This is a genomic window from Dyadobacter sp., assembly GCF_051859145.1.
Classification (GTDB): Bacteria; Bacteroidota; Bacteroidia; order Cytophagales; family Spirosomataceae; genus Dyadobacter.
This window is the reverse complement of the sequence record NZ_JBHYGF010000048.1, coordinates 1-13,235: the sequence shown is the minus strand read 5'-3', so window position 1 is coordinate 13,235 and position 13,235 is coordinate 1. Positions and strand designations below refer to the sequence as shown.

The following is a 13,235-nucleotide window of genomic DNA, read 5'->3' as shown; positions in this document are numbered from 1 at the left end:
AACGGAAACATGGGCGAATAAAAATGCCAGGAGAGCAAGTGAATTTCTCATTGTTGCGGATTAAAAGGTTGGTTGGTGTGGATCCACCAGGCGGATTGTTCCTATACATTCCAAGTCAAAGAGGTGCGGACATACCTGAAAGGTTGTACCTTGTTTTTCTTTACTTAAAATAAATCTGAGCAAGCCATAACCAACAAAAACGGGCCGCTGGAATAACAGCAGCCCGCCTTTTTGCAGATAAAACCGGTCGCACAATACATGTTTAATTTGATTGGTTATGGTCGAACTGCATTACCCACATACAGTTGCCGGGCCAGTAAGTGCCGATTACTTCGTGGCTGACGAGTTCGTCGTCAACAACCTCATAGCCGGTAATGCAGCCACCTGAACTTTCGAGGTCAGCCTTAGCCCGGTTATACAACCTGATCCAGGTATCGGGAGAAATGAGCTCCTGAGAGACGTGGAAAAGCTTACGCCAGGGCTCCTCAGAATTGGCACCATATCTTTGGATGAGATAATGTTTGAAGCTTTCATTACTCAATGTAATTACCGGCCGCCTTTCGCTTTCAAGTTTCATGGTAATATAGAATTAGTTGTACAAATTACGATGCATGTGACCGAATTACTACTAAAAACATACCAGGGTAAAATGCTGTGAAAAGCGAGTGGATCTTAGCTGAAAAGCCAATTTATCTGGCTCCTGAATATTCCTGCCTTTTAGCTTTCAGGAGTGCGTAGTTGCGGTGGGTAGCCAGGGATTTATCCAGTAGCTCAAAAAGGCCCAGGTTTTTAAGTACGTACCAATTGATTTTCAGCAGGTAAAGGCTTACATAGGAATGTGGATTTCTGCGGATAAATGCAGCAGTTTCCGCAAGCAGGTCTTCTCTTTCTATGCGCTGTTTTTCGAGCCAGTATCTGGTACTGTCCTGTTGATTTTTCTTCCTGGCGCGCGCTTCTTCCACTACCCATTTATTAGTCTTTATGTCGGAAGGTTTTTGAATGCTGTCATTAAAAAGCTGCCATTCCAAATTACTGCGGGAGTTGGTAACAACTGATCTTGAAACATTTCCGGTATCCAGCCTGATCACCGTTCCCGATTCAAAAAAGAATGTAAGTGAACCTTTGAGTTGGGAAACCTGCAACTGGTACAGGTCAGGTAAGAGATTTTTGTCCATTTTCAGGTGCGTGGTATCAAAGCCGAGCTGAATGGAATGTACCACTGCCGCAAACCCTTTTTCGCGCGTCAGCAAAATAGCGTGCCGGTCGTTCAGCACGCGAGGCGATATGATACTGATTTTTACATTTTGGGAAAAAGAAGCAAGCTGGGCAGCCACAACAAAAAGAAAAGGCAGTAAGCTTTTGAGCATGGATCCGGGCTGACATTTGGCCTATTGTAACGAAAAAAAGTTGGGCGCAGTTTGTTACCGCACCCAACTTTCGCAAAGACTTCCAGTTACTATTTAATGTGCGCCTTGATCACGACAGGCTGGTGGTCAGAAGGATAGCGTTGTTCCTTGGCGTCTGTCAGAACACCATATTTAAGAACATCCACATTCTTGCTTACAAAAATATAGTCAATGCGCTTATCCATTTTGGCGTCGAATTTGAAGCTGTTGAAAGTCCCCTCAGGTCCGTAAGGAGCCTGCTTGGTGACTTCATGCGCGTCGCTCAAAATCCCTTGAATTGCCTTGATCTGTTCTGTTTCCGGTGTTGAATTAAAATCACCGGTGAGGAATACGGTCGCTTTACCCGCGATTTCACTGATCTTTTTCACCATCAATTGTCCCGACTGTTTCCTCGCTTCCACGCCCTGGTGGTCGAAATGCACATTAAATAAGAAAAACTCCTTTTTGGTGTCGCGGTCCTGGAACTTGCCCCACGAGCAGATCCGGTTGCAGCAGGTTGCATCCCAGCCCTTGCCTGGTTTATCAGGCGTTTCGCTCAGCCAGAAGTCACCCGATTTCAACAGTTTAAACCGATCTTTTTTGTAAAAGATAGCCGAGTGCTCGCCACCCTCTTTTCCATCGTCGCGGCCTTTTCCGTAGTATGCAAATTCCGGCAGCTCAGCCACATCTTTCAGCTGACCGACCAATGCTTCCTGCACACCAAAAATGTCGAATTCATGAAAGCGGATCAGCGCTTTTACATTCTCCTTCCGGTTTGGCCAGGCATTAATGCCGTCATTGGAAGTATTGTACCGAAGATTGTAGCTCGCCACGTTAATGGTGCCCTTTTGGGCGAAGGTGGCGGTGGATAAAGCGAAGAGCAGGAGGAAAGGAAAGATTAAGCGTTTCATGAATGTGGATTTTTGTAATAACTATATTTAAATGTGCTTTGAACGAAGACCTTGTCACCCTGAGCGCAGTCGAAGGGAGTAGCGAGGTCGCCCGCCCTTCGACTGCGCTCAGGGTGACAAGGTATTGTGACACCGCGACAAAGGTGTTAACTTTTCCCTTTTCTCGCAATCAAAAACTTCCCTACAACCTCCCCGTCATCGCGGATCATTTTTAGGTCTAACTGCTTTTTCGTCGCGTGCAGCTTGATCAATGTGCGCTTGCCTTCCAATGGGCCGCCGCCTATGACGATCGGGAAATTGTGGTCGGCGTCGGGCTCGTGCGTCATGTAGCGGTGCGTGTGACCGGAGATCTGTAAATCGATTTTGGCTTTGTTTAAAACCGGTCCGAAAACCTGGCGGCAGTGCAACGTACCATGCCAATCCCCGGAATGGTAAGGTGAAATGTGGATCAGCACAACCCTGAAATCCGCTTTTTTAAACTCGGCGGATTCCACTTCTTTTTCCAGCCACTTTTTCTGCGTTTCGCGGTAGCGGTCAAATGCGATCAGTCCGCCGTAATCCACGGCATCGTCGGCTTTGTCCTCACCTGAATCAAGTACCACAAACCTGACCGGCCCGCGCGTGAATGCGTAATAGTATTTGTTTTCAGGATATGCGTAATAATCAGGAATGTGGCGTGAAAAACTGCCGCGGCATTCGTGGTTACCCTGTGTCAGAATGAATGGGAGTTCAGTAGCAAAGATATCCACGCAGGGTTTGATCAGGTGATCGATCATTTGTTGTTCTTCTGAAACCCAGTCGAAACAATCGCCATTGAAAACTACAAAATCGTAGTCGCGCGTGTTGCCTGTGTAGCCGTGACGGTAAAGCAGCTGCGGGATAATCTGGGGACGGTCGTGAATGTCGTTGAAAATAACCATCTTGAATTCTTCCTCATTCTCGGCCGGCGTTTTGAAGCTCAGCAGCGCACTTGAAATCGTCTCGCCAAACTCCACCCTGGAACCTTTGTAGCCTGTTATCTCCGTGGACACAATCTTGTATTTGTGCTCTGTCCCGGGTTTGAGGTTTTTAAGGGTGATTTTATTAATGCGGTTATTGGCTTCAATGAGCCCGTTTGTATAGCCAAACTCGCGCATGCTGGTGTAAGTGCCCTGGCCGTACTCCACCCAGCTGAAACAGTTTTTATGCGTGATCCACATAATTGTCAACTCGTCGGTACCCATATTTTGCAGGTACGGACCGGCAACGAAATGGTTTTTTTCCTCCGCTGCCGCATTGTTATCCAATGCAGCCGAGGCTTGTGACGCACTGAGCGGAAGTAAGCTCAATGCGCCGATCTGCGACATTTTTTCAAGAAAAGACCTTCTGTCTGAAAGCATAATTATTAAGGATTTAGGAATAGCAGGTTTTGGTATTTTATTCCCAGTTAGGGTTTTGGGTCAGATTGGTATTAAGCAGCCGCTCCTGTTTTGGGATCGGGTAAAGGTAATCCTTATTCTCATCGAACTTCTTGGTGATATGCCCGTTTACGACGATGTTACCGCCTTTGTTGCCATTTTCAAGCAGGATTTCGCTGCCTAGTTTCAGCAGCTGAGCCCCGGGAACGGTTGGTTTTGTACCTTCATAAATCACGAGATCCACCTTGCCGTTTTTGTCAAGATCGTAATTGCCCGGACCAGGGAAGTACATCCCTTTGAATTGTTTTGTCAACAGCTGTCCCTCTTTCCAGCGGATGATATCGTCCCATCTCAGGAAATTTTCCATGACCAGCTCTATCCTTCTTTCGCGGCGGATTTCCAGGAGCACACCTGCATTCTTCCCGCTCAGATTGGTATACATCTGCGCCTGGGATGGATCTGGTTTTGCATTGGCATTCACCATATTAATGTTCGGCATGCCCACGCGGTCACGGGTGAGTTTGGTAGACATTTCCAGATCTTCCTGCGTCAATGTACCTTTTTCGGCTTTTGCCTCCGCATAGTTCAGCAGCACTTCGGCATACCTGAAAATCGGCATATCCGTAATATCCTTGTTGAAAGTATCCCATTTAGGCTCCGACACGAACTTGATCAACTGGTATCCCGTCACAGTAGCGCCAAATTCAGGGACAAGCTGGGCAGTTTCACCAATGCGCGTGTAGCCCGGCGTGCGGATCGTCTGCGAAAGGCGCGGGTCGCGATTCTGGGTTTCTTCAAAAAACTGCATCGTTTCGTAACCTTTGATATCAGTAAACCGGGATCCGTCTTTCATCAGGTAACTGTTAACGAGCTTTTTCTCCAAACCAGGTTTCCCGTAGGAAGCTGTCATTGTGTAATAATTGAGGTTGTGGTAAACCTGCAACTCGTCACTGAAATCGCGGGCGAGGATAATTTCTTCCGCAATCGCATTGTCTGATGAAAACAATTTCAGGTAAGCAGTTTCGGGAGTTGCTTTGTAAATGGAATACCCGCTGTTTGTCATAATATCCTGCGATGCGGCAATACTTGCATCCAGGAATTTTTCGGAATCCGGGAGCTTGAACTCGGTGTGGTACTTCCTGAAAGTGCCTTCATAAAGGCCAACGCGCGATTTCAATGCAAGCACCGTCCATTTCGTAATCGTATTAACCTGCTTGGTTGTGGTAGCGCCGAGCGCAAGCGTAGCATATTCGAGGTCGGCCATCACGGAGTCCATGACCAGTGTGCGCGGGTCACGCGGTTTGGTCAGCATATCCTGATCTTCCACCTCAATCGTGGCCGAATACCAGGGTACATCGCCAAATCTTTTTACCATATTAAAGTAAAAGTAAGCGCGGAAGAAGCGGGCAATCCCATTGTATTTCGCGACTGCATTTTTGTCCGGGCATTTGCCGGAATTGGCCAGGAAGTAGTTGATGTTCCTCAAATTACCCCACGTCCACCCGCCGCCGTTCGTAGGCACAATGCGCGTACCCTGTAACTCGTCGCGCAAACTGTTTTTCACCACATTGTCCACGTCCTCGTTGTACACATCTTCTGCGCCTGGCAGCATGTTGTAAAATGAATTGGTGTACAGCAAAAGGTCATTTTCGGTATTAAAGAAAGTTTCGGGAGAAATGGCGTCCATAGGGAGCCGGTTCAGGTCGCACGAGGCGAGGCCGATTCCCATTACTATAATGGCGATTAACTTTTTCATAACAGTATCTTGAATTTTGGAAAACCGGATTAGAAATTGATGCTCAAACCAGCTGAATACGTTTTGGCAAGCGGGTAAGTCCGCCCATTGGTACCGTCGCCGTCAAATTGTTCCGGGTCAATGTACTTGGTCCTGAGTGGCGTGTAGGTGAGCAGGTTTTCGCCGCTCACGTAAATCCGGGCATTCGGAATGCGTACTTTTTTTGTAATACTGGCAGGAATGGTATAGCCGATCACCACGTTTTTCAAACGGAGGTAACCCACATTCTGCACGTAGCGATCGTTTCTTGCATTCAGGTCGCCGCCGCCATTCAGTGCCGTGTAGCCGCGCAGGATAGGAAAGTAAGCATCCGTATTTTCAGGAGTCCACACATCCTTTTCAAATTCTCTTGGGATAAATGAATAATACGGGCGCGAGTAAGGTCCCCAGAATTTATCCGCATTTGCACCCGGGTACCAGTTTTTCCGGAGGATACCCTGCGCCAATGCAGAGAAGTCGAACCCGCCCCACGAAGCACCCAGGTTGATACCGTAGCGGAACCTCGGACTTGTGTTTCCAATGATCTTCAAATCGCCGTGATCAGCCAGTGTATTCGCTCCCTCGGATATCTTCCCGTCGCCATTTACGTCAATGAATTTCAAATCGCCCGCTTGCAGCTTGCTCCATTCACCCGGCGCGCTTAATCGCTGCTTGTTCACGAGCGTCTGGTCAACGGTGTAAGCTTGTGCTTCTTCATTTGTTTTGAAGTAACCATCAATGGAGTAACCCCACATTTCACCGATTGTCTGGCCCACGTAGCGGTTTGACAAGATTTTATTCGGGTTATCGAATTTGGTAATTTTGGCTTTGTAGTCAGACAAAATGAAGGACGCATTGTAAGAGAATGATTTACCTGCCAGCTTAAACTGGTCGCGCCAGTTGATAGACAGCTCAAATCCCTTTGTTTCCAGGTCGCCTGCATTCTGTGTAGGAACTGTGGCCCCGTAAACCATGGGCAGTACTTTTCCCGGGATCAACATATCCGTCGTTCTCCTGATATAAGCATCAAACGAGAGGTTAAGCTTGCTTTTAAACAAATCCGCATCAAGCCCGATGTTGGAAGTCGTAGCCTTTTCCCATGTCAGGTTTGAAGATATCGGGTTTGGATTGTTGACATAATTCAGTTTTTGCCCATTTGTCATCCAGTTCGACAACGAAGTAGGCATTGTAGAAATGTAGGGATAGTAGCTCGACGAGTTGTTGTTAGAAGGTAGCTGGTTACCCAATGTTCCGTACGAAGCTCTTATTTTCAGGTTATTCACAACATTCCGCACAGGCTCGAAGAACTTTTCTTCACTGATCCGCCAACCCGCTGAAAAAGAAGGGAAGAAACTATATCTTCTTCCTTCACCAAAGCGCGAAGTACCGTCATATCGCCCATTCACTTCGAGCAGGTACTTGCCCATATAATCGTAATTCACGCGGAAGAATGCACCGAACAATGAATACTGGTAAGATCCACCTTCGGTCAGCTGCTCGCCGGTACCCAGGTCAAGATCGTTCAAACTTTCCGAAAGCAGGTTTTTACGCGCGCCATATAGTCGCTGGTGTTTCTTGTTTTCGTAGTTCATACCCAGTGTTCCACCGAAGTAATGCTTGCCCAGGGTCTGGTTGTAGGAAGTGTACAGGTTCGTCACATTCATCGGGTCAAACCAGAAAGTTTTTTTCATCTGGTCTGTGTTGTAATTAGGAACCGGTGTCATAATGCCCGGCTGAATGGAATATTGCGCCACAGCAGAGCGGTACCAATCGTCGGCGATGTAGAAAGAGTAGGAGTGATTGGCGACCAGGTTCCAGGTTTTGGTAAAATCCATGGTTACCGTATTGATGGTCGTCAGCTCGTGTACTTTCTTCTCACCACCCGCAACTCCTTTTAGTAAATTGGCAAACAAACCATCCCCAATGGAGTAGTTGTTTTTCAAAGTATTATAAGTGGCAGTTCCGTCGGGATTCCGCGGCGCATATGCCGGCATTGCATGTACGGTAATGGCCACGAAGTTGGAGTTTGCACCGCCTTCCAGTCCCGGATATTTATATTTTGAATCAAAATACTGGGTATTGTTGCTCACTTTCAGCCAGGGCGTCAGCTGCGCATTTACTTTCGTGCGTAAAGTATAGGAATTGAAACGGTCGGTATTGATCCGCATAATTCCATCCTTTTGAAAAGCCGAACCAGACAGGAAATAATTGACTTTCTCATTTCCTCCCGAAAGATTGAGGTTATGCTGCATCGAAGGCTCGCGCATATCGAAAATCGTGTTCCACCAGTCGTAGTTGCCATAGTAGTTGTAAATATCTTTTCCATTCACATTTTTCACGACAGTCCACGGACGCTCCGGGTTTTCGGTTTTATCATACCTTCTTTTTTCCAGCTCAGCGTAGTCTTCCTCCGAGTAGCGCGTGTAAGTATTGCCGGTCGCCCGCTTAAAAGCTTCGTCATTGAGCATGGTATGCTCGTAGCCGTTTGTCAGGAAGTCAGTACTTACCGTCGGTTTTCCCCAACCGAAGTTGTTGCTGTAAGAAACGCTCGTTTTGCCGCTTTTGGCTGTTTTAGTAGTTACCAAAATCACCCCGAATGCACCGCGCGCTCCGTAGATCGCCGAAGCTGCCGCATCCTTCAAAACCGAAACAGACTCCACATCACCCGGGTTAATGCGGTTGATATCACCCGGGATACCATCGATCAGCACAAGCGGCCCGCCGCCGTTAATGGAAGTTTCGCCGCGTACATTGAGGTTACCACCCGATCCCGGCTGCCCCGAGCCGAATGTAATGTTCAGGTTGGGCACCATTCCCTGCAGGATCTGCGACATATTGTTGAGTGGCCTGTTTTCCAGATCTTTCGAAGTGACCTGGCTCACTGCGCCGGTGAGGTTCACCCTTTTCTGCGTTCCATAACCCACTACGATTACTTCCGAAAGTGCTTTGTCGTCTGTTTTCAAAGTCACATTCACTTCGGAGCGATTTCCTACCACCACCTCCTGCGAAATGTAGCCCACAAAACTGAATACCAGCACGGACTCCGGGTTTGGCACAGTTAATGTAAATTTTCCATCATTGTCGGTGGTAGTACCTTGCATACTGCCTTTCAGCACCACACTTACGCCTGGTAGCGTACCCTGCGCGTCGGACGAAGAAACGGTACCTTTTACAGTGATATCAAGCGGTTTGGTATACTCTTGCAGCTTTTCTTCCAGCTCGTTGAGATGCGACTCTTCTTTCGTCGCCTTTGTTTTTGCCAAAACAATCTGCTCGTTGATCACCTTGTAGTCGATTCCGCGTGGCGTGAGCAGCTCGTCAAGTACGCGGGAAAGCTTTTGATTTTTTACATCAATCGTGACCTGCTCCCGCACCGAAACGCGGCTGCTGTATACAAATTGTGTGTTCGCTTTTTCCTGAATGCGGTTGAGGGCTTCCTTTAAGGACACATTTTTGAGACTGAGTGTCACATCTTTACTGAGCAGCGATTGAGCCGTAGTCTCTTTCGCATAGCCGCCACCCGCAAGAAGGGTGACAAGAATCCATTGAAGCAGTCCAATGCGCATGATCTTTCGCCAATTGAGCGGCTTGTTACGTACTGTTTTTTGCATAATTTTGATTGTCTGATGGTTAGGCACTGTTGGATAAAAAACATCCTTTTGATCGGTGGTACGAGAACAAAGGATGGGATCTTGGAACCGGAGGTGGTGGTACACCTTCGGTTTTTTTAATGTGGGTTAATTGCAGGTCTTTTTACAGGCTAGTCACATGGCATTGCATTAATGGTGATGTTTTCTCCGGAAATTACATAGCTGGCATCCAGGGTAGTACAGAGCATTTCAAGGATACTGCTCAGCGGCTGCGACTCGAAGTTCGCGGTCACGCTGCATCGGGCAACTCCCGGGTTGGTCAGGCTGATATTCACCTTGAATCGCTTTTCAAGCTGGGCTATCACCTGGTTTACCAGGGTTTCTTCAAAAACAATTGTAACTGGTTCGTAAATGGGTTTTCGTGACGGAAGTACGATCTGTCGTGCAGTCAGTCTGCCCGAAGCGAGCTCAAAAAGTGCCTGTTCCTGCGGCTTCAAAATGACCTGCTGAGAAGTCCCGCCAGTATTTTTAGCCAGTACCGACACACTTCCCGTAACAACATCCACCTGAAACACTTCCCTGGAAACGGGCGCCTTTACATTGAAACTGGTACCCAGGACGCGGATCACCAGTTTGCCGCTTTCTATATAGAATGGTTTCGACGGATTTTTCTGAATGTCAAAAAAACCTTCTCCTGAAAAGGTAACAGCGCGCCGCTTCGCTTCAAACTGCTGCGGATAGGTAATCACCGCGCCGGGATGCAGGGACACTGAGCTGTTGTCGGGCAGCCGGTGCATCACAATTCGTTTTTCATTGTTTTTAAAAGTGGTCAGTTGCAGCGAGTGTTTCTGAAATTCGGCTGCAATCTCCGGTTCACCTTCCTGTTGTTTTACAGGATACTGAAAGTAAATGCCTATCGCCAGCAGTATGGAAGCAGCAATTCCGACCAGCCAGGCCAGGTTCAGTCGGCGGGGCGGTTTTTCTTCTTCTTCGGGGTCCATGCGGCTTTTTATTCCGCGGAAAGTCTCGTTTTTAATTTCCAGCTGCTCTTCCTCCCCGAAAGCGTCCAGGAATTCTGTATCCCCGCGCAGCGATTCATACCACGCCTCCACCTGCGCCTTTTCGGCTTCGGTGCATTCGTCTAGCAGGTACTTTTGTAGTAAGGAAGGGTAGATTCCGGCTGGCTTCATTTCTGGACTGATGGTTTATACCATGAAGTCGCGTGCCGGAAACGCAACCCTTAGTCAGTCCTGCAGATTTTATTAAAAAATTAGGGAAGCTATCAATGCGGTGATCATGTGCTCTTTCAAATGCGACCTTAAAACCCTGAGTGCGCGGGTAATATGTGCCTCGACAGTCTTTTCAGAAATGGCGAGCTGCTCACCAATCTGCTTGTTGGCAAAACCCTGGCGACTGAGCACAAACACCTCCTGACATTTGGCCGGAAGCAGGTGCAATCCCTGTTCATACCTGTTCTGGAGATCTGCCAATAATACCGGCTGGTCCGTTGTATCATCTACCTCAATGCGTTCTGCTTTCCATTGATCGTAGTGGCGAAGCCGGGTGTATTCTTTCCGGTAAAAAGAAATAATCTGCCTTTTGGTAATAGTGAAAAGGAGAGAGCGGCAGCAGGTTGCATTCAGGTTCCTGCGTTGCTGCCAGAGGTTTACAAAAAGCTCCTGAATGATCTCCTGAGCTGCAAACTGATCGTTTACCTTGCTGTAAGCATAGTTGAACAGCATTTTAAAATAACGGCTGTAAAGCGCTTCAAATGCGAGCTCGTCATCCTGCTCGCGGATCAGCGCAAGGATATTTTCATCGGAACAGCTCGTGTAAATGTGGTTCATAATGAAGATCGCCTGGAAGTCTGACTATTACTCAGTTGGGAAGGTTTGCAAAATTCGGAAATAAAATTATTACGACCTGTCTGAGCAGATTAAGTAATCTCTTTCTTTTTTTTACTTTATTAATTAAAAATTAACATGAACAAGGCTGAGACGATCCATTTAGGGTTAATATTTATAGCTCTGTTCAGGAAAAAGCATTACCTCCATAATCTAGCCCATGAAAAATTACCCCCAGGCCGCGCGTATTCTCGTGGCCATCGACTGCATCATTTTCGGTTTCGACGGAAAGGACATCAAGCTGCTGCTCATTAAAAGGAATTTCGAACCCGAACAAGGAAAATGGTCCCTGATGGGCGGGTTTGTCAATCACGACGAGGATTTATCAGAAGGTGCCGCGCGCATTCTCTATAACCTGACCGGACTCAAAAACATTTATGTGGAGCAACTGGAAACTTTCGGAAAGGCGAGCCGCGACCCGGGTGAGCGGACGGTTTCGGTAGTTTTTTTCGCATTGATCAAGATCGATGACCATGATTCGGAGGCGGTGAAAAATCATAATGCATCGTGGATTGTGCTGGAAAATCGTCCTAAACTGATTTTTGACCACGAACAAATGGTAGTCCGCGCGATTGAACACCTCAAATACAAAGCTGCATTGCACCCGATCGGCTTCGAGCTGCTGCCCGAACGTTTTACTATCCCGCAGCTGCAAAAACTTTACGAGGCCATTTACAACATCCCCATCGACCGCCGGAATTTCAGCCGCAAGCTCCTTTCCACCGGACTGCTGATCGACACTGGCGACAAGAACAACAACAGCGCCACCAAAAAAGCAACCCTATACAAGCTCGACACCGACAAATACAGAGCCAAATTCCATTCATTCTGGAACTTCATGCCGGATTCGATGAAGGAGGTGGAAGTGCGAATTAGTGAATGAATTTTGAATGACTGAATGATTGAATGAATTAGTTTTGAGTTAGTGAGTTAGTGAGTTAGTGAGTTAGTGAATTTTGAATGATTGAATACTGAATGACCGAATAATTGTATTTTTTAGGAGTAAATTATTTAATACGCGTCATAGAACTGAGAGTAAGCAAATTCTTGATTCAATAATTTAAATTAATTCACTCCCGTCAACGGCGGATTCAAAATTGATTTCAATCACTAACTCACTAACTCGCAACTCAAAATTCACACATTCACTCATTCACTCATTCAGTCCCGTTCCACGGCGGATTCAGTCATTCAGTCATTCAGTCATTCAATCATTCACTCATTCAAAATTGAATTGTGTCAATCTTACACCAGAAACAAATTTATTTATATTTGTTAGCTGATAAATCAAATAATGCTGTCTTATTGCTCTGAATTATCCTAAACCGTTTTTATGAAACAAGATTATGTAATTGGAATTGACTTTGGAACTGACTCGGTGCGGGCGCTGGTGGTGGATGCGCATTCGGGGAAGCAGGTGGGCACTGCGGTGCAGGAATATGTGCGCTGGAAACAGGGTAAGTATTGCGATCCTGCGCGTTCGCAGTTCAGGCAGCACCCGCTGGACTATCTGGAAAGTATGGAAAATGCAGTGCTGGCGGCACTGGAACAAGCGCCGGCCGAAGCGCGGGCTGCGGTTCGCGGCATTTCAATTGATACTACTGGCTCCACGCCGGTTGCGGTGGATCAATCGGGAACGCCACTCTCTTTGCTGCCGGGCATGGAAGATAATCCCAACGGGATGTTTATTCTCTGGAAAGACCACACCGCAAATGCCGAGGCAGATGAAATGAATAGACTGGCGCGTAGCTGGACCGAGGATTATACCAGGTATGTCGGCGGAATTTATTCTTCGGAATGGTTTTGGGCCAAGATCCTGCACACGCTCCGGGTTGATCAGCAGGTGCGGGAAAAAGCATTTTCGTGGGTGGAACACTGTGACTGGATTTCTGCGGAACTCACCGGAATCACTGATCCGCTCCGCCTGAAAAGGTCGCGTTGCGCGGCCGGACACAAAGCATTGTGGCACCAGGATTTTGACGGTTTACCGCCCAATGCATTTCTCAAAGAACTTGACCCGCTGCTCGACGGACTTCGCGACCGGCTGTTTGACTCCACTGAAACTTCGGAAAAACCGATGGGTACCATTTCGGAAAAATGGGCGCAGCGTTTTGGTATTCCTGCGGATACTGTCATCGGAGTAGGTGCATTTGATGCGCACATGGGCGCAGTGGGTGCATTGATCGAACCTTATTCGCTGTGCAAAGTGATAGGTACCTCCACCTGCGATATGCTTATCGCACCCAGCGAAGAAGCGGGGCATTTGCTGATCAA

10 protein-coding genes are annotated in these 13,235 nt (G+C 47.4%); 2 read left to right on the top strand and 8 right to left on the bottom strand.

The window, feature by feature from the left end; genetic code table 11:
• Positions 1-262 precede the first annotated feature (262 nt).
• The 8 genes from ACTIE6_RS04115 to ACTIE6_RS04080 all read right to left on the bottom strand — a co-directional run bounded on the left by ACTIE6_RS04115 (position 263) and on the right by ACTIE6_RS04080 (position 10,904).
• Complete coding sequence (locus ACTIE6_RS04115; protein WP_439555419.1) at positions 263-577, bottom strand: hypothetical protein; 315 nt, start codon at positions 575-577, stop codon at positions 263-265.
• A 112-nt stretch (positions 578-689) separates the two neighbouring features.
• Positions 690-1,367: a hypothetical protein gene (locus ACTIE6_RS04110; protein WP_439555418.1), complete on the bottom strand. Its 678-nt coding sequence runs from the start codon at positions 1,365-1,367 to the stop codon at positions 690-692.
• 89 nt (positions 1,368-1,456) lie between these two features.
• Positions 1,457-2,296 (bottom strand): endonuclease/exonuclease/phosphatase family protein, encoded by an 840-nt coding sequence (locus ACTIE6_RS04105; protein WP_439555417.1) that lies wholly within the window; start codon positions 2,294-2,296, stop codon positions 1,457-1,459.
• Positions 2,297-2,442: 146 nt separating this feature from the next.
• A complete protein-coding gene (locus tag ACTIE6_RS04100; RefSeq protein ID WP_439555416.1) occupies positions 2,443-3,675 on the bottom strand; it encodes a metallophosphoesterase in 1,233 nt (410 codons plus the stop codon).
• Between the two features lie 37 nt (positions 3,676-3,712).
• Positions 3,713-5,449 (bottom strand): RagB/SusD family nutrient uptake outer membrane protein, encoded by a 1,737-nt coding sequence (locus ACTIE6_RS04095; protein ID WP_439555415.1) that lies wholly within the window; start codon positions 5,447-5,449, stop codon positions 3,713-3,715.
• A gap of 29 nt (positions 5,450-5,478) precedes the next feature.
• Positions 5,479-9,078: a TonB-dependent receptor gene (locus tag ACTIE6_RS04090; RefSeq protein ID WP_439555414.1), complete on the bottom strand. Its 3,600-nt coding sequence runs from the start codon at positions 9,076-9,078 to the stop codon at positions 5,479-5,481.
• A 149-nt stretch (positions 9,079-9,227) separates the two neighbouring features.
• Positions 9,228-10,247, bottom strand: coding sequence for a FecR family protein (locus ACTIE6_RS04085; protein WP_439555413.1), 1,020 nt, complete (start codon positions 10,245-10,247; stop codon positions 9,228-9,230).
• Positions 10,248-10,319: 72 nt separating this feature from the next.
• A complete protein-coding gene (locus ACTIE6_RS04080) occupies positions 10,320-10,904 on the bottom strand; it encodes an RNA polymerase sigma factor (protein WP_439555412.1) in 585 nt (194 codons plus the stop codon).
• A 217-nt stretch (positions 10,905-11,121) separates the two neighbouring features.
• Here ACTIE6_RS04080 and ACTIE6_RS04075 point away from each other — a divergent pair, with 217 nt between their 5' ends.
• Both ACTIE6_RS04075 and ACTIE6_RS04070 read left to right on the top strand, forming a co-directional pair.
• Positions 11,122-11,844 (top strand): NUDIX hydrolase, encoded by a 723-nt coding sequence (locus ACTIE6_RS04075; protein WP_439555411.1) that lies wholly within the window; start codon positions 11,122-11,124, stop codon positions 11,842-11,844.
• Between the two features lie 450 nt (positions 11,845-12,294).
• Positions 12,295-13,235, top strand: a 941-nt coding sequence (locus tag ACTIE6_RS04070) for an FGGY family carbohydrate kinase (RefSeq protein WP_439555410.1), incomplete at its 3' end; no start/stop codon positions are given.

Excerpts from the sequence above, each read along its gene's own strand:
- ACTIE6_RS04115 (WP_439555419.1), bottom strand. The coding sequence starts at position 577 with ATGAAACTTGAAAGCGAAAGGCGGCCGGTAATTACATTGAGTAATGAA.
- ACTIE6_RS04110 (WP_439555418.1), bottom strand. The coding sequence starts at position 1,367 with ATGCTCAAAAGCTTACTGCCTTTTCTTTTTGTTGTGGCTGCCCAGCTT.
- ACTIE6_RS04105 (WP_439555417.1), bottom strand. The coding sequence starts at position 2,296 with ATGAAACGCTTAATCTTTCCTTTCCTCCTGCTCTTCGCTTTATCCACC.
- ACTIE6_RS04100 (WP_439555416.1), bottom strand. The coding sequence starts at position 3,675 with ATGCTTTCAGACAGAAGGTCTTTTCTTGAAAAAATGTCGCAGATCGGC.
- ACTIE6_RS04095 (WP_439555415.1), bottom strand. The coding sequence starts at position 5,449 with ATGAAAAAGTTAATCGCCATTATAGTAATGGGAATCGGCCTCGCCTCG.
- ACTIE6_RS04090 (WP_439555414.1), bottom strand. The coding sequence starts at position 9,078 with ATGCAAAAAACAGTACGTAACAAGCCGCTCAATTGGCGAAAGATCATG.
- ACTIE6_RS04085 (WP_439555413.1), bottom strand. The coding sequence starts at position 10,247 with ATGAAGCCAGCCGGAATCTACCCTTCCTTACTACAAAAGTACCTGCTA.
- ACTIE6_RS04080 (WP_439555412.1), bottom strand. The coding sequence starts at position 10,904 with ATGAACCACATTTACACGAGCTGTTCCGATGAAAATATCCTTGCGCTG.
- ACTIE6_RS04075 (WP_439555411.1), top strand. The coding sequence starts at position 11,122 with ATGAAAAATTACCCCCAGGCCGCGCGTATTCTCGTGGCCATCGACTGC.